This window comes from Streptomyces sp. NPDC056452 (assembly GCF_042796085.1).
Classification (GTDB): Bacteria; Actinomycetota; Actinomycetes; order Streptomycetales; family Streptomycetaceae; genus Streptomyces.
Map to the genome: position 1 here is coordinate 38,097 of NZ_JBHTRI010000044.1, position 20,645 is coordinate 58,741.

Annotated in this window: 15 protein-coding genes; 5 read left to right on the forward strand and 10 right to left on the reverse strand. The window is 72.1% G+C overall.

Annotated elements, in window-relative coordinates; all coding sequences use genetic code 11:
* Positions 1 to 24 precede the first annotated feature (24 nt).
* The 5 genes from ACFQ6X_RS31985 to ACFQ6X_RS32005 form a co-directional block, all read right to left on the reverse strand.
* On the reverse strand, positions 25 to 2,175 hold the full coding sequence (locus ACFQ6X_RS31985) for an MMPL family transporter (RefSeq protein ID WP_383186673.1): 2,151 nt from the start codon (positions 2,173 to 2,175) through the stop codon (positions 25 to 27).
* A 122-nt stretch (positions 2,176 to 2,297) separates the two neighbouring features.
* The gene (locus ACFQ6X_RS31990) at positions 2,298 to 2,990 is read right to left on the reverse strand and encodes a YqjF family protein (protein ID WP_383186675.1); all 693 of its coding nucleotides are present in this window, start codon (positions 2,988 to 2,990) and stop codon (positions 2,298 to 2,300) included.
* A gap of 136 nt (positions 2,991 to 3,126) precedes the next feature.
* The gene (locus ACFQ6X_RS31995; RefSeq protein ID WP_383186677.1) at positions 3,127 to 4,140 is read right to left on the reverse strand and encodes an NAD(P)/FAD-dependent oxidoreductase; all 1,014 of its coding nucleotides are present in this window, start codon (positions 4,138 to 4,140) and stop codon (positions 3,127 to 3,129) included.
* Positions 4,137 to 4,664, reverse strand: a complete 528-nt coding sequence (locus ACFQ6X_RS32000) for an isoprenylcysteine carboxyl methyltransferase family protein (RefSeq protein ID WP_383186679.1) — start codon at positions 4,662 to 4,664, stop codon at positions 4,137 to 4,139. Before ACFQ6X_RS32000 ends, ACFQ6X_RS31995 begins: the two co-directional genes overlap by 4 nt.
* Positions 4,665 to 4,677: 13 nt before the next feature.
* Positions 4,678 to 5,736 carry a type III polyketide synthase gene (locus ACFQ6X_RS32005; RefSeq protein ID WP_383186680.1) on the reverse strand — a complete coding sequence of 353 codons (1,059 nt, stop codon included), beginning with the start codon at positions 5,734 to 5,736 and terminating at the stop codon, positions 4,678 to 4,680.
* A gap of 119 nt (positions 5,737 to 5,855) precedes the next feature.
* Between ACFQ6X_RS32005 and ACFQ6X_RS32010 the strand changes: the two genes are divergently transcribed.
* The gene (locus ACFQ6X_RS32010; protein ID WP_383186682.1) at positions 5,856 to 6,725 is read left to right on the forward strand and encodes a UbiA family prenyltransferase; all 870 of its coding nucleotides are present in this window, start codon (positions 5,856 to 5,858) and stop codon (positions 6,723 to 6,725) included.
* A 98-nt stretch (positions 6,726 to 6,823) separates the two neighbouring features.
* Here the strand turns inward: ACFQ6X_RS32010 and ACFQ6X_RS32015 are convergent, their stop codons facing one another.
* The 3 genes from ACFQ6X_RS32015 to ACFQ6X_RS32025 are packed head-to-tail and all read right to left on the reverse strand — an operon-like array spanning position 6,824 to position 10,019.
* Positions 6,824 to 7,723, reverse strand: a complete 900-nt coding sequence (locus ACFQ6X_RS32015; protein ID WP_383186684.1) for a carbohydrate ABC transporter permease — start codon at positions 7,721 to 7,723, stop codon at positions 6,824 to 6,826.
* Positions 7,720 to 8,682 carry a carbohydrate ABC transporter permease gene (locus tag ACFQ6X_RS32020; RefSeq protein WP_383186686.1) on the reverse strand — a complete coding sequence of 321 codons (963 nt, stop codon included), beginning with the start codon at positions 8,680 to 8,682 and terminating at the stop codon, positions 7,720 to 7,722. Before ACFQ6X_RS32020 ends, ACFQ6X_RS32015 begins: the two co-directional genes overlap by 4 nt.
* Positions 8,679 to 10,019, reverse strand: a complete 1,341-nt coding sequence (locus ACFQ6X_RS32025) for an extracellular solute-binding protein (protein ID WP_383186688.1) — start codon at positions 10,017 to 10,019, stop codon at positions 8,679 to 8,681. Before ACFQ6X_RS32025 ends, ACFQ6X_RS32020 begins: the two co-directional genes overlap by 4 nt.
* Positions 10,020 to 10,363: 344 nt before the next feature.
* Between ACFQ6X_RS32025 and ACFQ6X_RS32030 the strand changes: the two genes are divergently transcribed.
* Positions 10,364 to 10,822, forward strand: coding sequence for a hypothetical protein (locus tag ACFQ6X_RS32030; RefSeq protein ID WP_383186690.1), 459 nt, complete (start codon positions 10,364 to 10,366; stop codon positions 10,820 to 10,822).
* Between the two features lie 272 nt (positions 10,823 to 11,094).
* Positions 11,095 to 14,379, forward strand: a complete 3,285-nt coding sequence (locus ACFQ6X_RS32035; protein ID WP_383186692.1) for an ATP-binding protein — start codon at positions 11,095 to 11,097, stop codon at positions 14,377 to 14,379.
* A 15-nt stretch (positions 14,380 to 14,394) separates the two neighbouring features.
* On the opposite strand, the gene ACFQ6X_RS32040 is transcribed toward ACFQ6X_RS32035, so the two are convergent.
* Positions 14,395 to 14,715 (reverse strand): DUF6191 domain-containing protein, encoded by a 321-nt coding sequence (locus ACFQ6X_RS32040; protein WP_383186693.1) that lies wholly within the window; start codon positions 14,713 to 14,715, stop codon positions 14,395 to 14,397.
* A gap of 310 nt (positions 14,716 to 15,025) precedes the next feature.
* Here ACFQ6X_RS32040 and ACFQ6X_RS32045 point away from each other — a divergent pair, with 310 nt between their 5' ends.
* Together ACFQ6X_RS32045 and ACFQ6X_RS32050 are read left to right on the forward strand one after the other, a co-directional pair.
* Entirely contained in the window at positions 15,026 to 15,949 is a 924-nt protein-coding gene (locus ACFQ6X_RS32045) for a diiron oxygenase (RefSeq protein ID WP_383186695.1), read from the forward strand.
* Positions 15,950 to 15,976: 27 nt separating this feature from the next.
* Positions 15,977 to 17,626, forward strand: coding sequence for an FAD-dependent oxidoreductase (locus ACFQ6X_RS32050; RefSeq protein ID WP_383186697.1), 1,650 nt, complete (start codon positions 15,977 to 15,979; stop codon positions 17,624 to 17,626).
* Positions 17,627 to 17,795: 169 nt separating this feature from the next.
* Here the strand turns inward: ACFQ6X_RS32050 and uvrA are convergent, their stop codons facing one another.
* Complete coding sequence (gene uvrA / locus ACFQ6X_RS32055; protein WP_383186699.1) at positions 17,796 to 20,288, reverse strand: excinuclease ABC subunit UvrA; 2,493 nt, start codon at positions 20,286 to 20,288, stop codon at positions 17,796 to 17,798.
* Positions 20,289 to 20,645: the final 357 nt, after the last annotated feature.

Sequence of the window (20,645 nt, forward strand, 5' to 3'; positions counted from 1 at the left end):
GCCGGGAACGCCCGGATCTGTACCCTACGGCTGCGCGGCCGGTGCCTCCGGCCTCCTCGCTGCGCCCCCGTCCTCACGGGCGAGCCGGTGGGGCCACCACACGCGGGGGCCGATGTCCAGGAAGAGGGAGGTGACCAGCACGGACCGTACGACGAAGGTGTCCAGGAGCACGCCCAGGGCGACCGCGAAGCCGATCTCCGCGAAGGCCACGACCGGCAGGGTCCCGAGTGCGGCGAAGGTGCCCGCCAGGACCAGTCCGGCCGAGGTGATCACGGCCCCGGTGGCGGCGAGGCCCGTCAGCACTCCGGCCCTGGTGCCCTGGTGGAGTGCCTCCTCGCGGATCCGTGTGGTGAGGAAGATGTTGTAGTCGATGCCGAGGGCCACCAGGAACACGAACACGAAGAGCGGGAAGTCCGTCGTCTCGCCCGCGTAGTCGAACACGTAGCGGAAGACGAGCGCGCTGATGCCGAGGGCGGCGGCGAAGGACAGGACCACGGTCGCGACCAGCAGCAGGGGCGCCACCAGTGCACGCAGCACCAGCATCAGGACGATCAGTACCACCAGCAGGACCAGGGGAATGATGAGCAGGTTGTCGTGCCTGGTGGCGGCGTCCATGTCGAGCAGCGCCGCTGTGTCGCCACCCACCTGGGCATCCGCGTCCGGCACCTGATGCACCGCGTCGCGGACCCGCTCCACGGTCTGCTCGGCCTGCTCGCTGTCGCCGGGGTCGTTCATCGTCGCCTCGAAGATCACCCGGCCCTCGTGCACCGACTTGGCACCGGGCGGTACGACGAGGGAGCCGGGCACCACACCGGGGGTCGCCTCGACCGCGCTGCGCACCTGTGCGCCCTTGCCGAGGTCAGCGATGACGACCAGCGGGCTGCCGCTGCCTGCCGGGAAGTACTGGTACTGGATCTCCTGGCCGACGATGGAGTCGGGCTTGTCGGGGAAGGAATCGGCGTTGCTGAGACCGGCGGCGCGCAGCTGGATCAGGCCCAGGGAAAGGGCGGCGAGCACGAGGGCGGTGGCCACCCAGACCTTGCGCGGGCGCACGGCGAGCCGCTCCCCCGTCCGTGCCCAGAATCCGTGCTCGGTCGGCTCGTCGCTGCCGAAGTGCGGGATGACCGGCCAGAACACCCACCGGCCGAAGATCACCAGCAGGGCGGGCAGGAGCGAGAGCATTGCGATGAGGGCGACGGCCACTCCGATCGCGGCGACCGGACCCAGGCCCCGGGTGGAGTTCATCTCGGCGAACAGCAGGACGAGCATGCTCAGCACCACGGTGCCGCTGCTCGCGAGGACCGCGGGCCCGGCGCGGTGCAGCGCACGCGCCATCGCCTCGTGCCGGTCCTCGTGCCGGCGCAGTTCCTCCCGGTAGCGCGCGACGAGGAGCAGGGCGTAGTCCGTTCCCGCGCCGAAGACGAGGACGGTCAGGATGCCGGCACTCTGTCCGTTGACGGTGAGGCCGGCATGCGCGGCGAGCAGGTAGATGAGGGCCTGTGCGGTGAGCAGGGCGGCGACGACCGCGAGCACGGGCAGCACGAGCAGGGTCGGACTGCGGTAGGTGATGAGCAGCATGATGATCACCACGGCCAGCGCGGCGAACAGCAGGGTCGAGTCGATGCCCGAGAAGGCGTCGGCGGAGTCCGCGGCCACGCCGCCGGGCCCGGTGATGTGGACCGCGAGACCGCCCTCGCTGCCGCCCACGACGTCCCGTACGGAATCGACCGCCGGACCGATGCGCTCCCATCCGTCCTCGTCCATCGTGATGGGGACGAAGATCTGGGCGGCCGCGGGTGCGTTCTGGCTGTCGTAGAGCGGTCCGCGCGTCTCCGCGCCCCGCACACCGTGCGCGCGCAGCGTCATGAGCTGCTGCTTGTCCTCGGCGATCCGGGTGCGGTCGGCCCCGGTCAGGCCGCCCTCCCGGGCGTACACGACGATCGCCGTGATGATCTCGGGCCGGAATCCCTTGGATTCCTCCCACACCTGGGTGGACTCGGCGCTGCTGGGCAGCCAGGACGTGGCGTCGTTGTCCTGGGCGTCGGTGAGCTTCCCGGCGAGTGGCGCCGCGACGACGAGGACGATCAGCCAGAACGCCACGATCAGCCACTTGGTGCGCCGCCCGCAGACCAGCCGGGCCACTCCCTGCCGTTGACGCTGCTGTACGTCCGGCATGCCACTCCCACCGCGTCGTCCTGGTCCGTGGCGGCGACAGTAGAGCGGTGTCCCGCGGGTCGGGCACGCGACATGCCGCACGGCCGCGGCATGAGCCTCGGTCGGACCACCGCGCAGCCGGTTTACGGGGTGGGGATGCCGCCGGGCCGGGACGGACGGCCGAAGCGCACGGGGACGCCGGGCGAGTACAGCACGCTCGCCGGCTCCCCTGCCGGTGCGGCCAGGCCCGCCGCTGTCACCAGGTTCTCGTCGCACTCGATGAGCCGGGCGTGGTGCAGCGGCCAGCGGGGATGGGTGTTCCGGAGATACGTCTGCCGTCCGAAGAAGGTGTAGTGCATCCCCCAGCGCGCGGTGAGGAAGTGCTCGAGTTCGCTGGGCTCCCCCACCTGGTCCCCGACGCGCAGGACCATCCGGCTGTGCGCGCCCCGCGGGCCCGGCCGTCGCCTGCTGGTGTAGGTGATGGTGTCCGCGTCACGCCGGATCGCCATCCGCGACCACCTGTACGGCAGCCGGAACGCCGTCCGTGCAACGGCCACCGGAATGAGCCGTGAGGCGTCGAGCGAGCGGAAGACCACGCCCCGCCGCCCTTGGGAGTCCAGGGAGTACAGGCGGACATTGGTCTCCGGGAACGTCCCGAGGTAGGGCACGCCGGGGAGGCGGAACCAGCCGACGCGGTGCATCCGGAAAGCGACGAGTCCGATGTAGGTGACACCGTCCAGGGTGTCGGGAACCGTGCCGACCGGCAGGAGCGGCGCCACGTCCAGAGGGTCGGCCGGCCAGTGCAGGAAGGCCAGATCCAGCCAGGACTGTGTCATCAGCGGGTTGATACCCGGGTGGGGCGAGTCGGCCGTGATGGCTTGCGGGGCTCGGGACGAGGGCGTCACCGGGCCAGCATCGCAGAGCGGGTCCGCGGTCCGGAACCGGGCGGGCGGGGGTGGCACCGGGTCGCGCCTACTGCAGGGCGTGGACCGCGGTCTCGAACACCCGGGGCAGGCGGTTGGCGGCAGGGACGATCAGCCGGGCGATGCGGGGGTGCCGGGCCGCAGCCAACAGGCCCTGGGTGAGCACGCGGTGACGTCGTGTCAGCCGGGCCCATCGTGCGGGGTAGGCCTCCGGTCGGTCCGCGGTGAGGCACGCGACCGCCGCCGACGCGGTCGCCATGGCCAGGGCGATTCCTTCACCCGTAAGGGCGTCGACGTAACCCGCCGCGTCACCGACCAGCAGGACCCGACCGGCCCTCGGGCTGCGCGCGTCCTGGCGCAGGGGTCCCGCGCCGCGCACGGGACCCGCTTCCAGGCCCCGGAGCGCACCGGCCAGGGCGGGGAACGAGGACAGGTGCTGTTCGTAGGACCCGCGGTCGCGGCTGAGTACGGCGACACCGACCAGCCGGTCCCCGAGGGGTGTCACATAGGCCTCGCCGCGGCGGGACCAGTGGACCTCGACGAAGTCCGTCCAGGGGGCGAGGCGGTAGTGCCGGCGCAGACCGTAGCGGCGCGGGGCGGATCCCGGGCGGTCGAGGCCGAGTTCGCGGCGCAGCGGGGAGTGCAGTCCGTCGGCGGCGATCAGCCAGCGCGCCGTCAGCCCCGCCGTGCTGACGCTGCCGTCGTCCTGCCGGATCGCCCCGGCCTTCCCGGGGACGATGCGTACGCCGAGTTCCACGGCCCGCCGGTGCAGAGCCGCATGCAGTGCGGTGCGCCGTACGCCGAGCCCGGTGTCGCCGCGGAAGGTCGCCTCCGCGCTGCGTTGGCCCTCGACGTACCGGATCCCGCGCAGGTCGTGGCCGGCCACGCCGACACCCAGCGCCTGCAGGGCCGCCACTCCGCTGGGCATGATTCCCTCGCCGCAGGCCTTGTCCACGGGAGCGGCGCGGGGTTCGAGCACGACGACTTCCCGGCCGGCTCCGGCGGCCCGGATCGCCGCTGCCAGACCGGCCGGGCCGCCACCGGCCACCAGGACGTCGATCACGGGCGCGCCGCAGCCGGCCGGACCGTGGCCAGTGCCCGGTCCTCGCACCGGACGCGCACGGCCATGAGCACGGCGTTGAGTGCGGTGAAGACGACGGCGGTCGTCCAGGCACCGTGGACCAGCGGCAGCGCCAGCCCTTCGGCGGCGACCGCCACGTAGTTGGGGTGACGCAGCCACCGGTAGGGCCCGCCGGTCACCAGGGGCAGGTCCGGGACAACGATGACCCGGGTGTTCCACCGGTGTCCGAGCGTGCGGATGCACCACCAGCGCAGCCCCTGCGCCGCGGCCACCACCGCCACCATGGTCCAGCCGAACCACGGCAGGAACGGGCGCCCGGCCAGCCAGGTTTCGGCGAGGCATCCCGCCAGCAGGGCGGTGTGCAGGGCCACCATCGCCGGATAGTGTCCGCGCCCGGCTTCGGTGCCGCCGCGGGCCAGGCTCCAGCGCGTGTTGCGCAGGGCCACGGCGAGTTCGGCGAGGCGTTCGCCCGCGACGGCCAGCACCAGGGCCGTGTACCAGATCATGTGTTCCTCCCGACTACCAACGCAGCAGCACCAGTTCGCAGCAGAAGCCGGGGCCCATGGCCAGCAGCAGTCCGGGCGTTCCGGGTTCGGGCCGCCTCTGCTGCATCGTGTCCCTCAGGACGTGCAGCACGGAGGAGGACGACAGGTTGCCCACGTCGGCCAGCGAACGCCAGGTGACGTCGAGTGCGCCCTCGGGCAGTGAGAGCACGTCGGAGACGGCTTCGAGGACCTTGGGGCCGCCGGGGTGGCACACCCAGTGGGCGATGTCCTTCGGCTTCAGCCCGTGTTCCTCCAGGAACCCGCGGACGTCGTCGGCGAGATACCGGCGTACGACGTCGGGGACCGCCGGATCGAGCACCACCTTGAAGCCGGAGCTCCGGATGTCCCAGCCCATCACGCGTTCGGTGTCGGGGTACAGCCGACTGCGGGTGTCGATGACCTCGGGTCCGTCCGCCGACGCGCGGTGCTCGCCGCCGACGGCGACGACGGCCGCCGCTCCGTCGCCGAACAGTGCGGTGGCGACCAGGTTGGCGGGCGTCCGGTCGCCCCGCTGGAAGGTGAGGGAGCAGAGCTCGACGGACAGCAGCACGGCCACCTGGCCGGGTCTGCCGAGCAGGTAGTCGTGCAGTCGCGCCACCCCTGCCGCTCCGGCGACGCAGCCCAGGCCGAAGACGGGGAGCCGTTTCACGTCGGGCCGCAGGCCGAGGCGCCCGACGAGCCGGGCGTCGATGGAGGGAGCCGCCACGCCCGTGACGGAGGTGAACATCAGCAGGTCCACGTCGGCGGGCCGCAGCCCCGCCGTCCGCAGGGCCCCGCGCACCGCCTGCCCGCCCAGGTCGACGGCGGCGCCGATGAACACGTCGTTGGCCGCCCCGAAACCGTCCAGTTCGCCGTAGCGCTCCAGGGGCAGAACCATGTTCCGGGTGCGGACCCGGGCGTTCTCGTGGATCCGGTCCAGGACGCGGCGGTCGGCGCCCGCGGGCAGGCAGGTGCGCGCCACCATGTCGGTGACATCCCGCTGGGTGTGGCGGTGCGGTGGCAGGACCCCGTGAACGGCTGCGATCCGGGTCATCCTGGCCCCTGCTTCGGAGAGGTCATGACCCTCATCCTGCCCACATAACAGGGTGAAACCCCGCAAATCAGACGTGCGGCTGGCGTGTTCGTGAGATCCGGAGTCCTTACGATCCCCTCGTGGACACCACTGACCGGCCACAGGTGTACGAGTCCGTGACACGGCAGCCCCGCCGCGCGGTGGGGCTGGCGCTCTCCTGCCATCCGGGGCCGGTGGCGGCGGTGACCGTCCTCGTCGTCGCACTGTCCGTCAGCTCCGGGCTCGGGGCCGCCCGCTGCGTCCTGGTCGGCGGGGCCGTACTGACGGGCCAGCTCTCGGTGGGCTGGTGCAACGACGCCTTCGACGCCCGGAGCGACGCGGCCGCCGGGCGCCGCGGCAAACCGGTGGCCGACGGCGTGGTGTCACGGAACACCGTGTGGCAGGCGGCGTTCACCGCGTTGCTGCTGTGCGTGGCGCTGTCGCTGGCGTGCGGCCCCGTCGCCGGTGCGGTGCACCTGGCCGGGGTCGCGGCGGCGTGGATGTACAACCTGAAGCTCAAGACGACGGCGCTCTCCTGGCTACCGTACGTGATCGGCTTCGGCGGCCTGCCCGTCCTGGTCGCCCTGAACCTGCCCGGTCGCCCCTGGCCCGCATGGTGGGTGGTGACAGCCGGGGCCCTGCTGGGTGTCGGGGCCCATCTGGGCGATGTGCTGCCGGACATCGACGGGGATCTGGCGGCCGGAAGTCGCGGCCTGCCCCAGCGGCTGGGCGCCTCCCGTACGCGGATGCTGCTCCCCGTCCCCCTGGTGGCGGCGTCGGCGGTGCTCGTCCTGGGGCCTGGGGGACCGCCCGGCTGGTGGGGAGCGCTCACGCTGGCGGCGGTGGTGCCGACGGCGTTCGCCGGGTTCGTGCCCCGGCGCATCTGGCGCAAGGCCGCCCTCGCGGGGGCGGTGGCGGCGGCGTCGGCGGACGTGGCGCTGCTGCTGATGCGGGGCACGTCCATCGCTTGACGGTCCATCGTTCGACGTCCGTCGCCTGACCGTCCGCCGCACCCGCGGGACGTACGGCCGGGCGCGGGACCGCCCGGCCGTACCGCCTCGCGTGCCCCCTACTGACCGGCCAGACCGGTGTGCGCGATTCCGCGCACGATCTGCCGCTGGAAGAGCGCGAAGACGATCAGGAGCGGCAGCCCGGCGATCACGAGCGCCGCCATGATCTGTGCGTACCGCACCCCGAAGGACGACTGGACGTTGACGAGGCCGACGGGCAGGGTCATGCCGTTCGGGTCGGTGGTGACGAGGAACGGCCAGAGGAAGTTGTTCCAGGTGGAGATGAAGGTGAAGATCGCCACGGCGGCCAGCACCGGCCGGGACAGCGGGATCACGATCGTCCAGAACACCCGCCAGCGTCCGGCGCCGTCGACGAAGGCCGCCTCCTCCAGCTCTCTCGGTACGCCTTCGAAGAACTTCACCAGGATGAACACCATGGCGGGCACCGCGACCTGGGGCAGGATCACGCCCCAGTAGGTGTCGACGAGGCCGAGCTGCACCATCTCCTGGAACAGCGGCGCGATGAGTACCTGGGGCGGCACCATGATGCCGGCGAGCACCAGCCCGTAGAGCAGTCTGCGTCCGCGGAATTCGGTACGTGTGAAGCCGTACGCGGCCATCGCGCAGGTCAGGACGGTCAGCACGGTCGTCATGAGCGAGATGTACGCCGAGTTCATGAGCCAGCGCATCAGTTCGCCGGATTCCCAGACCTTGGAGTACGCGTCGAACGTGATGCGCGAACCGATCCACTCGAGCGGCGTCCCGGTCGTCTCCGCCTCCGGCTTCAGGGAGGTGGCGACGGCCCAGGCGAGCGGGACGAGCCAGGCCACCGCGAGGACCAGGGCCATGACGAGCAGGACGACCCTGCCGGGCGTCCAGCGCGGGCGCCGGCCCCCGGATCCGCCCGGCTGCTCGCTCCGGAGTACGCGGCGGGTTCTGACGGTGACGGAACCGCTCACTTGGCGGCCTCCTCAGCTCGGCGCCGGGACAGCAGCGGCTGCACCAGGGAGACGGTCAGGATCAGGGCGAAGAAGATGTACGAGACGGCCGAGGCGTAGCCGATGCGGTAACCGGTGAAGCCCTGCTGGTAGACGTACTGCAGGATCGGCCGGGTGGAGTCGTCGGGGCCGCCGCCGGTCATGAGGTAGATCTGATCGAAGATCTTCAGCGAGGCGAGTACCTGGAGGACCACGAGGAGTCCCGTGGTCCGGCGGAGCATCGGCATGGTGATGTGCCACAACTGGTGCCTGCCTCCCGCTCCGTCCAGCTCGGCGGCCTCGTACAGATGGGCCGGGATGGCCTGCAGAGCGGCGAGGTACAGCAGGAAGTTGAACCCGACGGTCCACCAGAGGGTGGTGGCCACGACGGAGAGCATCGCGTAACGCTCGTCGCTCAGCCATCCGATACCCGGCTCCAGGCCGACGGAGGCGAGCATCTGGTCGGCGAGGCCGAAGCCGGAGGGAAAGATCATCTGTCCGAAGAGCAGGCAGACGACTCCGGACGGCAGGAGGAACGGGGCGAACCAGCTCAGCCGCCACAGCCACTGCACCACGCGCAGCTGATGGGCGAGCAGCGCGAGGCCCAGCCCCACCAGGACGAGCGGGACGGTGGACAGGACGGTGAACCAGACGGTGTTCCAGAGCGAGGACCACACCTCGGGGTCGCCCAGGGCCTCGGCGTAGTTGTCGAGACCGACGAACTCCCCTCCGGATCCCGTGATGTTGTCACTGGTCAGGCTCATGCCAATACCTGATACCAGCGGCCAGACCAGGAACATGGCGTACACGAGCAGGAACGGGGCGATGAAGACCAGACCGTGCTCGGTCCACTTCCTGTGCACGGAACGGGCCGTGGGGCGGCGGACGACATCCGTCGGCTTCGTCACGGGTGGCGGTGCCGCCGCGGTGGTGGAGGTCATGACGCGGCTCCCGGAAGGGGGTTGCGGGTGTCGAGGAGAGTTCTCAGGCGGGCCTTGCACTCGGTCAGCGCACCGCGCGGGGTGCGGGATCCGGTGAGTACACCGGAGAGCACGGCGCCGAGCTCGATCCACATACGGGAGGCGGAGCCGACGAACCAGGCGGGCTCGTCCAGCGCCACCTCGTCGATCACGTCCCGGTACTCGGACTGGGGCTTCAGCTCCAGGTAGGCCGGATCGTCGAGCACCGGGAGATAGGCGGGTACATGGCCGCCCTCGGCCCACGCGACGGAGTTCTTGAGCATCCAGGCGACGAGGCGGTGCGCCGCCTCATCGGTCGCGCCGCCGCGGTCGTTCTGGTGCGGCAGGACGAACGAATGGCAGTCGGCCTGCGCGGCGGCGCTGCCGAAGAGCGCGGGCACCCGGGTCATGGAGAAGGGGATCCCGGCTGTCCGGAAGGTGGTGATCTCCCATTCGCCGTTGAGGTGGAAGGCGGTCTTCCCTTCGTTGAAGATGCCCACGGAGGCGCCGTAGTCGCACCGGCGCACCATCAGCCCCTCCTCGGAGAGGGCCGCCATGTACTCCAGTACGCCCAGGGCCTTGGCATCGTCCAGCGCGAGGCGTTTGCCGTCCTCCGACAGGACCTTGCCGCCGGTCTGGGCGTAGAACGTGGAGAAGAGGCGCCAGGGGGTGATGCAGTCGGGGCCGAGCGTCTCCGTCACCAGGCCCGGCTGTCCCGTCACCTTCTTGGCGGCGCGCAGCGCATCGGCGAACTCCTCGGCGCCGCTGATCGGCTTGAGCCGGCCGCCCGCCATGAGCCCTGCCTTCTCGCACACCTCGGTCTGGTAGTAGAGGACGAAGGGGTGGGTGTCGAACGGAACGGCGTACTGCTTGCCGCCCGCCCGGCCGCGGCTCCAGATCTCCGGCGGGAAGTCCTTTTCCCGTACCCCGTACTCGGCCAGCAGATCGAGGTCGAAGGGGTCGACGAGCCTGCCGGGGGCGAATCCGGCGAGCCGCGCAAGGTGCAGTACGGCCAGTTCGGGTGCCCTGCCTCCGGCGCCGGCCATGCCGAGCTTCGTGTAGTACGGCGCACCCCACTGCAGGGTGGCGGCCTCCAGGGCTATGTCCGGGTGTCCGGTGCGGAAGTCGTCCAGCATCCCCGCCATGTTGACGCCGTCACCGCCGCCGAAGAGATGCCAGAACCGCAGCCGGGTCTGCCCCGGCCCGGCTGCGGTGGCGGGCGCGGCGCAGCCGGACAGGGAGCCCAGGGCTCCGGCGGCTGCGAGGGCGCCGATTCCGCCTGCGAGGGCGCGGCGCCGACTGGGGTGGTGTGGGTGCATGGCGGCTCGTCTCTGAGGGGTACGGGTCGTTCACTTCGGGCCGCGTGTTCGATATATCGAATCCCGCCCGTCACTTCGGACGGGACCGTAGGCGCGGGGCAACCCGGCGTCAATGACTCGCGCTGAAATTGCGAACGATGTTCGAGACCCCGGACAGCCTGTCCTGTTGGCGGACCGGAGACCCCGCACACCGGTCCACCGCTGTGCCCGGCGGCCTTCCGCGGCAACTCCGGCACGGAGTCGCGACGAGGCGAACCAGCCACGCCTCCACCGCGTCCATCGGTACATGGCGAGCACGTCGTCACATCTGCGCAAAGGTGCAACCGCGGCGTAAGGGGCAGCAGTTGACGGAGACGGCCGACACCGACGGCAGTGCGGCGGAGCAGCGCGCGGCCGACGCGGCCAGGCCCGGCGCGCGATTCCGTCCGGCCATGGCATCTGTGAGGGCTGCGACCAGGAAAGCAGCGGTCGTCGCCCCGGCGGCCGTGATCGTGTCGTACGGCGACGCCTCGCTCGTCCGCGCCGGCACCGGGGGGACAGCCTGGCTGTTCGGTGCGGAGTTCTGGCTCATCGCCCTGGTTCTCGCCGGGCTGCGCGTCCAGGGGTGGACGCGGGACGACAGCCGCCGGGTCGGGCTGTTCGTCCAGGGCGCCCTCGTCGTCGGGGGTGTCGCGGGTCCGGTCCTCCTCTTCCACGGTGCGCTCGCCGCTTCGGCCGTGGCGGTCGGCACGGCGGCACTGGGGGCGTCGGCGGCTGCCCTGGCCCGGCCGTTCGGCTTCGGGCCGGGCGGCGGGGGCACCTGAATCCACGGTGGTAAAACTCCGGTAACGACTCACTCCCAGCCTTCCGGGACAACCTCTCCCCCGCGCAGCCGACCCGGGCCTCCCGGGACCGGGGTCGGCGTGCTTGACGCGATCACGGCGGCAGCCCTCGGCGGTTCTGTGCCCTGCCGAAGGGTGCGGAACGGGCCGTTAGAGTGGCTGCTCTCATGGCAGAGGCACATCCGTACGAAACGGCACCGAGCACTCCGGACAGGCCCCCGGTGCTTCGCGTGTACCTTTTCGGAGGATTTCGGGTGGAGCGCGACGGTGGCGTCCCCCTCGCCGACAAATGGCCGCGCCCCAGCGCCCGCTCCCTGGTCAAGCTCCTCGCCGTCTCCCCCGGACACAGCCTCCACCGTGAGCAGGCCATGGAGATCTGCTGGCCGGACGCCGATGCCCAGGCGGCGCTCGGCAGTCTGCGGGTCGCCCTGCACGCCGCACGCCGCGCCATCGAACCGGAGCTTGCGCCCCGCGCCTCCTCGTCCTATCTGACCGGCGAGGGCACCCTGCTGCGGCTCGATCCGCACACCGTGGTCATCGACGCCGATGTCGCGGAGGCTCTTGCCGAGCGCGCGCTGGCCGGAGGGACGGCCGCCGCCCTGGCCACCGCACTCGCGTCGTTCACCGGGGACCTGCTGCCGGAGGACCGGTACGCCCCGTGGGCCGAGGTCCGGCGCGAAGAGCTCAACGCGCTCCGCGACCGGGTACGCCTCGCACTCGCCGAGGCCCACCTCGCGGAGGGCGAGACCGAGCTGGCCACAGAGGTGGCACTGCGTGCCCTGGCCGCCGCGCCAGCCGAGGAACGCGCCCACCGGGTCCTGATCGACACCTATCTGCGCCAGGGACTGCGCCGGCAGGCCGTGCGCCAGTACCACCTGTGCCGGGAAGCACTCGACGCGGAACTCGGCATCCGCCCCGGGCCCGCCACCGAGCAGCTGCACCTGCTCGCACTGGACGCCGCCACGACCGTGCTGCCCGCCACCTCCGCACCCGTCCTCCCGGCCGCGATCCGCACCCCGCCCGGGACGCCGCTTCGCGGCCGGTCCGAGGAGCTGGGTGCACTGCTGGCCGAGGGGGGACCGCCGGTGCGGCTGGTCCGCGGTGAGGCCGGGGTGGGCAAGACACGGCTGACGGCGGAGGCGGCCCGGCGGGCGGCCGAGGCCGGGACGACCGTGCTGTGGGGCGCGGGCCACGACGCCGAGGGGCACACCCCGTACGGGGTCTTCGTCGAGGCCCTGGATGCCTGGCTCGCCGACCGGACGTCCGCAGAGCGGGCCAGAATCGGCGGCGAGTACCCAGAACTCGCCTCACTGATCCCCTCGTTGGGACAGATCGGTGCGAATTCGGAGCGCAGCCCGGAAGAGGAGCGCGACCGGTTGTTCCGGGCTGCGGCGGGGCTGCTGGGCGATCTCGCGGCGACCACCCCCGTCCTGCTGGTCCTGGATGATCTGCACGCCGCCGACACGGGGTCGTTCCAGCTGCTGAGCCATCTGGCCCGGCGTGCGGTGACCACGCGGACGGACTGGCGCTTCGCCGTGACCTACCGCGCGGAGGAGATCGGGAGTACGGATCCCCGACGCACCTCGCTGGACTCCTTGGTACGCCAAGGACTGGCCCATTCCCTGGAGTTGGGAAGGCTGGGACGGGCGGAGTGCCTGGCGGTCGCCGAGGACGCGGGCGCCAGGAGCGGGCTCGACCGGGTCTGGGAACTGTCGCTCGGCAATCCCCTGTTCGCCCTGGAACTGGCCCGCACCGCCGACGGGTCGACGGAGCCCGCCGAGCTCAGCGCCCCGGAGGGCGTACGGCAGTTGGTGGCCGCGCGGCTGTCCCGGCTCGGGCCCGCGGCACGCCGGGTCGTCGAGGCGATATCGGTGGCGGGCGGGGGCGCCGCGCTGTCCGAGGTGGTGGATGTCGCCGGGCACGGACTGCATCCGCGGCTCTCGCCCGCCGAGGCGACGGATGCCGTGGAAGCCGCTGTCCAGGCTTCGGTCCTGGAGGAACGGAACGTCGTGGTCGGCGGGCAACCGATGCCCGGGCTCGTCTTCCGGCACCCGCTGGTGCGGCTGACCTGCTACGACGGCTTGTCCGCAGCCCGCCGCAGGCAACTGCACTCGGCGTACGCGGAGGCGGTCCTGCGCCGCCGGCCCGACGCGGTCGACACGCTGGCCTCGCATCTGATGCGCGCCGACGACCCGCGCGCCACGCAGTATCTGCGGCAGGCAGCGGAGCGCGCCGCCGCACTGTGCGCGAACGACACGGCGGACCGGTACTACATCGAACTGACCGCCCGACTCGACGCGTTGGCCGCCGACGCCGCTCAGGCCAGGATCGACAGGGGCGCTGTGCTGCGCCGGATGGCCCGGTACCGGGATGCGGCGGCGGTGCTCCGGGAGGCACTGGAGGACATGGTGCGGCGCGGCGACGTCCACGGCCAGGTCCTGGCCGCGGCACGGCTCACCGAGGTGCTGGTGAAGTACCGCTCCACGGACGAGGGCGAGGAACTGCTCCGCAGGTTCCCTCCCGGCCCCGGCACCCCTGCGCTCACCGCGGCCACCCACCATCTGGCGGCAGCGGTCCTGAGGTTCGTCACCGGGCGGTACGAGGAGGCGCATCTGTACGCCTGCACCGCACAGCAGGCCGCCGACGCGGTGCCGGGCAACGGCAGGCGCGGGCTGCTGGCCCGGGCGCTGGCCATGCAGGCCACCTCTCTCGGACTCGCGGGCCGGCTGGCCGAGGCACGCCCGGCGGCCGACCTGGCGCTGCCGCACGCCGAGGCGTACGGCGATCAGGAGCTCATGGTCACGATTCTCTCCGTACAGCGGGAGCACGCCCGCCGCTCCGGACGGCTCGCCGAGGCCGTCTCCACGGGGCAGCGCGCCCTGCTGCTCGCCGAGCGCACGGGGGATCCGACCGCAGTCGCCTTCGAGCGGGCCAATCTTGCCGAACTGCACCTCCTCCTCAGGGAGTTCACCGAGGCTGCCGATCATGCCCGGGGTGCGGTGCGCGAGACCGGCGAGCGGTCCGAGTGGTGCACCCCTTACGCCCTGGCAGCGCTGGCCAGGGTCCTGACCAGGACGGGTGAGCGGGGCGCCGCGGAGCTCCTGGCGCGCGCCGGCGAGGCGGCCGAGGCGCAGGGAGACCAGCAGGCCGTGAACGAGGTACGGACGGCGGAGGCGGAGATGCTGGTGCACGAAGGCCGTCCCGCCGAGGCGCTCGCGCTGCTGGCCCACGGCGGCGGCCCAGGTGCGGCCCCTCTGCGGGCATGGGCGGAACTCGCGTCGGGCCGACCGGAGCACGCGGCCCGGTACGCGGCCGAGGAAGCGGTGCGCGCGGAGCGGGCCGGCGAACGCCTTTCGGAGACGGACGCCCGTACGGTGCACGCTGCCGCCCTCAGGGCGCTCGGCCTGGAGCGGGAGGCCGCGGAGGAGTTCGACAGGGCCGCGAGGCTGGCCGCGGAACTCCCGTATCCCGAAGGCGCGTTCAGGGTCGCGCGGGCCCGCGGCGCGAAGTCCGGCCCCCTGGGGGAACAGCTCTCCTGACGCAGGCCGGCCCCCCTATCGGCCCGCCTGCGTCTTCCGGATCACCGCGGTGCCGCCGTCGAGGTCCACCGTTGTCCGGTTCGGCGGCGCCCCGTCCTCCTCGTCGTCCCGCATGAGCAGGGCGGACTGCCGCTCCTTCAGTTCGCTCTGCTTCCCCGGCGAAAAGCTCGCATGCAGCTGTTCGAACCCGGTTGCCGATATCTGGCCCTGCCGGGCTCCGTTGCGCCACGGCAGAACCCCTGCCCGCCCGGCGCGCAACAGCAGCTGGTCGACGAAGGCAAGGACGGTCAGCACGACGACCAGTCCGGGCAGGGTCATGAAGACAGCGAATTCCATGGCCCGATTATCCGCCTCGGCGGCCGCCTGGGGTGTACTCCGCCCGGCCCGCTCACCCCGTACTGCAGGAGCACGCCCCCCCCCTCGCGACAGGGACGGTGCTGGTGCTCCGTGGAGAGCTCGTGCCTATTTCCTACTCAGGGGTAGGCCTGCGCACCCCTCTTGTTATACCTTCCGTCCAACAGCTTGCTAGACGTGACGTCTAATAAGCGCTTACGGCGCTCGCAGCCACCGGTCCCGTCGAACGGGCACGGGACAGGACACGGTCGGGGCGGCGTCGAGTCGATCTCTCGATTCTAGGAGCGGCAGCATGGCAAGCAGCACCGTTCGGCCGGATGACAGGAACCACCAGGACCGGCTCGCCGAGCAGGAAGTCGCCCGGCGGCTGCTCGACTCGGCCGCGAAGCTCTCGTACGACCCGGCCACCGAGGTGGACTGGGAGACACCCCTCAACACGGACGACCACGGCGCGAGCCCCGAGTGGAGCACGCTCTACGGCACCGCGTACTGGCAGGAGTTGTCCGATGCGCAGCGCAAGGCGCTGACACGTCAGGAAGCGGCGTCCGTCGCCAGCACCGGCATCTGGTTCGAAATGATCCTGCAGCAGATGGTGCTGCGCGACATGTACGCCAAGGACCCGACGGACCCACGGTTCCAGTGGGCGCTCACCGAGGTCGCCGACGAGTGCCGGCACTCCATCATGTTCGCCCGGGGTGCCGCGAAGCTGGGCGCACCGGCCTACCGACCCCACCGCATGGTGATCGAGCTCGGCCGGGCCTTCAAGACTCTCGCCTTCGGCGAGGCCGCGTACGCCGCGATCCTCGTCGCCGAGGAGGTGCTCGACGTGATGCAGCGCGACTGGATGCGGGACGAGCGGGTGGCGCCGTTCGTGCGGACGATCAACAACATCCATGTGGTGGAGGAGTCACGGCACATGAAGTTCGCCCGTGACGAGACCCGCAAGCGGCTGCGCGGCGCGGGCCCGCTGCGGCGGCAGGTCAACTCGCTCGTGGTCGCCATCGCCTCCTACTACATCGTCACCAGCATGGTGAACCGGAAGGTCTACGCGCACGCGGGCCTGGACACCGAGCGGGCCCTGGCCGAGGCCAGGACCAATGAGCACCACAAGTCCCTGATGCGTTCCAGCTGTTCGGGACTGATGGAGTTCCTGGCCTCGGCCCGCCTCCTCACGAAACCCGCCCTGTTCTTCTACAAGCGCGCCGACCTGATCTGACCCGAGCCGACGACCTGAGCTGACGAGATGACCTACGCCATCACCCAGACCTGCTGCAGCGACGCCACCTGCGTCGCCGTGTGCCCCGTCAACTGCATCCACCCGACCCCCGAGGAACGGGAGTTCGGCAGCACGGAGATGCTCCACGTCGACCCGGCGACCTGTATCGACTGCGGTGCCTGCGCCGACGCCTGCCCGGTCGACGCGATCTTCCCGGTGGACAGCCTCTTCGGGGCGCAGAAGGAGTACGCGGCCATCAACGCCGCCTACTTCGCGGACAGGCCGGCCGCCCCGGCCCCCGCGGGACCGAACTTCCACGCCTGGGGCGAGCCCTCGTTCACGCGCGGCGTGCCGTCCGACTTCGCGCCGATCCGGGTGGCGGTCGTCGGCACCGGGCCGGCCGGCATGTACGCCGCCGAGGACCTCCTGCTGCACACCAACGCCGAGGTGACGCTGATCGACCGGCTGCCGGTGGCGGGCGGCCTCGTCCGGTACGGAGTCGCACCCGACCACCCCGCGACCAAGGGGGTGGGCGAGACCTTCGCGCGCTTCCACTCCCATCCCCGCGTCCGCATGCAACTGGGCCTCCAGATCGGCAAGGACATCACCGCCGGTGAACTCGCGGCGCACCATGACGCGGTGATCTACGCCGTCGGCGCCTCCACGGGCCGCCGGCTCGGCATCCCGGGCGAGGACCTGCCGGGCAGCATCGCGGCCACCTCGTTCGTGTCCTGGTACAACGCCCACCCGGAGGTCGAGCCGGAAGCCGTGCGCCTGGCCACCGAGCGGGTGGTCGTCGCCGGCAACGGGAACGTGGCTCTCGACGTCGCGCGCATCCTCGTGGCGGATCCCGCCGCGCTGGCCCGCACCGACATCGCCGAGCACGCGCTGGCCGTCCTGCGTGACTCGAAGGTGCGCGAGGTCGTCGTGCTCGGACGGCGCGGTCCCGAGGATGTGGCCTGTACAGCCTCCGAGTTGCTCGCCCTCAAGCATCTGCCGGGCGTGGAGCTGGTCGTCGACGACCACGATCCGAGGACCGGTGCGCGGATCGACGCGGCCGCGCCCGGCGAGAAGGCCGCCCTGCTGCGGGACGTCGCCCGCGAGAGGACCGACTGGTCGCGTCCCCCGGCCGCGGGCCGGCGCATCGTCTTCCGCTTCCACTCGGCCCCCGTGGAGGTGCTCGGCGAGGACGGCGTCGCCGCCGTGCGTGTGACGGCTGAGACGGGCGAGCAGGACATACCGGCCGGCCTGCTCCTGCGGGCGGTCGGCTACCGCGGCGTTCCGGTACCGGGCCTGCCCTTCGACGACGTGACCGGTACCGTGCCGCACGAGGACGGCCGGGTGACGGGCATGCCCGGGACGTACGTGGTCGGCTGGATCAAGCGCGGTCCCTCCGGGGGCATCGGAGCCAACCGCACCTGCGCGGCCGAGACCGTCGGCGCTCTTCTGGCCGACGCCGTCGAGGGCCGGCTCCCTTCCCCCGCGCAGCCGCCCAAGGCCTTCCGCCGCCTCGCCCAGCAGCGCTCCCGTCATGTCGTCGACGCCCGGGGACTGGCCGCCATCGACCGTGCCGAGCTGGCACGCGGTCGCGCCCTCGGCCGCCCGCGCGTCAAGTTCGGCACCGTACCGGCGCTCATCGCGGCGTCGAAGGGCGGACGTGGGCGACCGTCCGGCTGAGGCCGTCGGGAGGACACCGGGAAGGGGCGGGCCGGTTCGTCGGCGAGTGCCGTTGAGTCGTGCCCGCCCGGGTGTCCGGCGAGGGCCGCGATCTGGAGCAGGGTGGCCCTGCCCCCGACGGTGACGGCGCTCCCCGGTCCTCGGGCGGCGGACCGTCCGGCACGGCGGCTCAGCCGCTGAACCGGCGTGCCAGGTAGTCCGCCGTCCGGCTGCCGCCCGCCCTGGCCACGTCGGCCGGCTGTCCGGAGGCGACCACCTGGCCTCCGGCGTCGCCGCCTCCGGGCCCGAGGTCCACGATCCAGTCGGCTCCGGCGACCACGCCCATCTCGTGCTCGACCACGAACACCGAGTGGCCCGCGTCGACGAGCCCGTGCAGCTGTCGCATCAGGAGCTCGACATCGGCCGGATGCAGCCCGGTGGTCGGCTCGTCCAGCAGGTACACGGTGTGTCCGGTACGGCTCCGCTGGAGCTCCGACGCGAGCTTGATGCGCTGGGCCTCGCCGCCCGACAGTTCGGTGGCGGGCTGTCCGAGCCGCAGGTAGCCCAGGCCCACCTCCCGCAGGGTGCGCAGGCTCCGTGCCGCGTGCGGGACGTCGGCGAAGAACTCCGCGGCCGCGTCCACGGTCATGCCCAGTACCTCCGCGACGTTGCGGCCCCGGTAACGGACCTGCAGGGTCTCCTCGTTGTAGCGGGCGCCACGGCATTGGGGGCACGGCGCGTAGGTACCGGGCAGGAAGAGCAGCTCCACGGCCACCATGCCCTCGCCCTGACACGTCTCGCACCGGCCGCCGGCGACGTTGAACGAGAAGCGGCCCGCGTTGTAGCCGCGCTGCCTCGCGTCATCGGTGGCCGCGAAGAGCTTGCGTACGGAGTCGAACAGGCCGGTGTAGGTCGCCAGGTTGGAGCGCGGCGTACGGCCGATGGGCTTCTGGTCCACCTGGACCAGGCGGTCCACCGCCTCCATCCCCTTGGCCGCGAAGCCCGCACCGGCCCCGGTCTCCCCCGCGTCGCGTGCGTCACTCGCCTCGCCCGCGTGGTCCGGCGGGACGTCCGTGCCCAGGTGCTCGGCGAGGGCCCCGGCGAGCACCTGTGTGATCAGGGTCGATTTCCCCGACCCCGATACGCCGGTGACGGCCGCGAACACACCCAGGGGCAGGTCCACATCGAGGTCGCGCAGATTGTGCCGGTCGATGCCCCGCAGATGGAGCCAGACCGTCGGCTCCCGCGGGGTTCGTCCTGCCGCGGGGTCGGGACCCGAGGCGAACAGGAACCGGCGGGTTGCCGACTCGGCTACGGCTGCCAGCCCGTCCACCGGGCCGCTGTGCAGGACCCGGCCGCCGAGCTCGCCCGCGTGCGGGCCGACGTCGACGATCCAGTCCGCCCTGCGGGCGACGTCCATGTCGTGCTCGACGACGTACACCGTGTTGCCTGCCTCCTTCAGCCGCACCAGCACCGTCAGCAGGGCCTCGGTGTCCGCCGGGTGCAGCCCCGCCGACGGCTCGTCCAGGACGTACACCACACCGAAGAGGCCCGATCGCAACTGGGTTGCCAGGCGCAGCCGTTGAAGCTCCCCGGGCGAGAGCGAAGGCGTCGTGCGGTCCAGGCTCAGATATCCAAGGCCCAGTTCGGCGATCACCGCGATGCGGTCGACGAGGTCCGTGCAGAGCGCTTCGGCGACCTGCCGCCGGGGGCCTTCGGGGAGTTCGCCGCTCCCGCCCCGGGCGACGGGCCGCAGCACTTCGGCCAGGGCGGCGAGCGGCATCGCGTTGAGCCGGGCGATGGTCGACCCGGCGAAGGTGACGGCCAAGGACTCCGGGCGGAGCCTGCTGCCACCGCAGGACGGACAGGCCGAGCTCTCCAGATACCGTTCGGCACGGGCGCGCAGCGTCTGGCTCCTGGAGTCGGCGAACGTGTGCATCACGTAGCGCCGGGCGCTCTGGAAGGTGCCCTGGTACGAACGCTGGATCCGGCCCGCCTCCCGCACCGGGTCCACGGTCACGACCGGCTGCTCGTCCGTGAACAGGATCCACTCCCGGTCCTTGTGCGGCAGGTCCCGCCAGGGCACGTCGATGTCGTGGCCGAGGGTCCGCGTCACGTCCCGGAGGTTCTTGCCGTGCCAGGCCCCGGGCCACGCGGCGACGGCACCCTCCGCGATGCTCAGCGACGGGTCCGGGACCAGCAGTTCCTCGGTGGTGCGGTGCACTCTGCCCAGGCCGTGGCATTCCGGGCAGGCACCGGCTGCCGTGTTCGGGCTGAAGGCGTCGGAGTCCACCGGCTCGGCGCCCGGAGGATAGGTGCCCGCGCGGGAGAAGAGCATCCGCAGCGTGTTGGACAACGTGGTCACGGTACCGACGGAGGAGCGGGACGTCGCCGAACCCCGTCGCTGTTCCAGTGCGACGGCCGGCGGCAGCCCGATGATGCCGTCGACCGCGGGCACTCCCACCTGATGGATCAGCCGGCGCGCGTACGGGGCGACCGACTCGAAGTAGCGGCGCTGCGCCTCCGCGTAGATGGTGCCGAACGCCAGCGAGGACTTGCCCGACCCGGAGACTCCGGTGAAGACGGCCAGGACGTCCCGCGGGATGTCCACGTCGACGTTCCGCAGGTTGTGTTCGCGGGCGCCACGCACCCGCACGTACGGGTCATCGGCCGGGCTGGTCATATCTCTCCGGACGGCATCGGGATCGGACGGGCACGCCGCCGCCCGACGCGTCTCCTTCCTCAGTGTGCCCCCGCCGTTGCCCGTCCGCAGTCCGCGACCCCGCGTCCCCGCGCCTCTGTCGGCGCCTCGTTGCGGTCGTGCGGCACCTCGCCCGAAGAGTCGACACCTCGCCAGGGGACCCGCATCGCGTGAAGCGCTTACCGCCTTGCGCAGAGCGGCCGATGCCTGCCTCCGCGGCGGGGCGGGGGGCCCGGGGGGGGGGCCCGGGGTGAGGCCGCCCCCGCCGGGCCCGGGGGCGGGGCCGCCGCCGCGGCCCCCCCCGCCCGCGTGTGGGGAACCCCCGCGGGGGGGGGGGCC

Bases quoted from the DNA above. Each gene is read 5' to 3' on its own strand.
- ACFQ6X_RS32050 (WP_383186697.1), top strand. From the start codon at position 15,977: ATGACCTACGCCATCACCCAGACCTGCTGCAGCGACGCCACCTGCGTC.
- ACFQ6X_RS32020 (WP_383186686.1), bottom strand. From the start codon at position 8,682: ATGACCTCCACCACCGCGGCGGCACCGCCACCCGTGACGAAGCCGACG.
- ACFQ6X_RS32005 (WP_383186680.1), bottom strand. From the start codon at position 5,736: ATGACCCGGATCGCAGCCGTTCACGGGGTCCTGCCACCGCACCGCCAC.
- ACFQ6X_RS32000 (WP_383186679.1), bottom strand. From the start codon at position 4,664: ATGATCTGGTACACGGCCCTGGTGCTGGCCGTCGCGGGCGAACGCCTC.
- ACFQ6X_RS32025 (WP_383186688.1), bottom strand. From the start codon at position 10,019: ATGCACCCACACCACCCCAGTCGGCGCCGCGCCCTCGCAGGCGGAATC.
- ACFQ6X_RS31985 (WP_383186673.1), bottom strand. From the start codon at position 2,175: ATGCCGGACGTACAGCAGCGTCAACGGCAGGGAGTGGCCCGGCTGGTC.
- ACFQ6X_RS31990 (WP_383186675.1), bottom strand. From the start codon at position 2,990: ATGACACAGTCCTGGCTGGATCTGGCCTTCCTGCACTGGCCGGCCGAC.
- ACFQ6X_RS32045 (WP_383186695.1), top strand. From the start codon at position 15,026: ATGGCAAGCAGCACCGTTCGGCCGGATGACAGGAACCACCAGGACCGG.
- ACFQ6X_RS32040 (WP_383186693.1), bottom strand. From the start codon at position 14,715: ATGGAATTCGCTGTCTTCATGACCCTGCCCGGACTGGTCGTCGTGCTG.
- uvrA (WP_383186699.1), bottom strand. From the start codon at position 20,288: ATGACCAGCCCGGCCGATGACCCGTACGTGCGGGTGCGTGGCGCCCGC.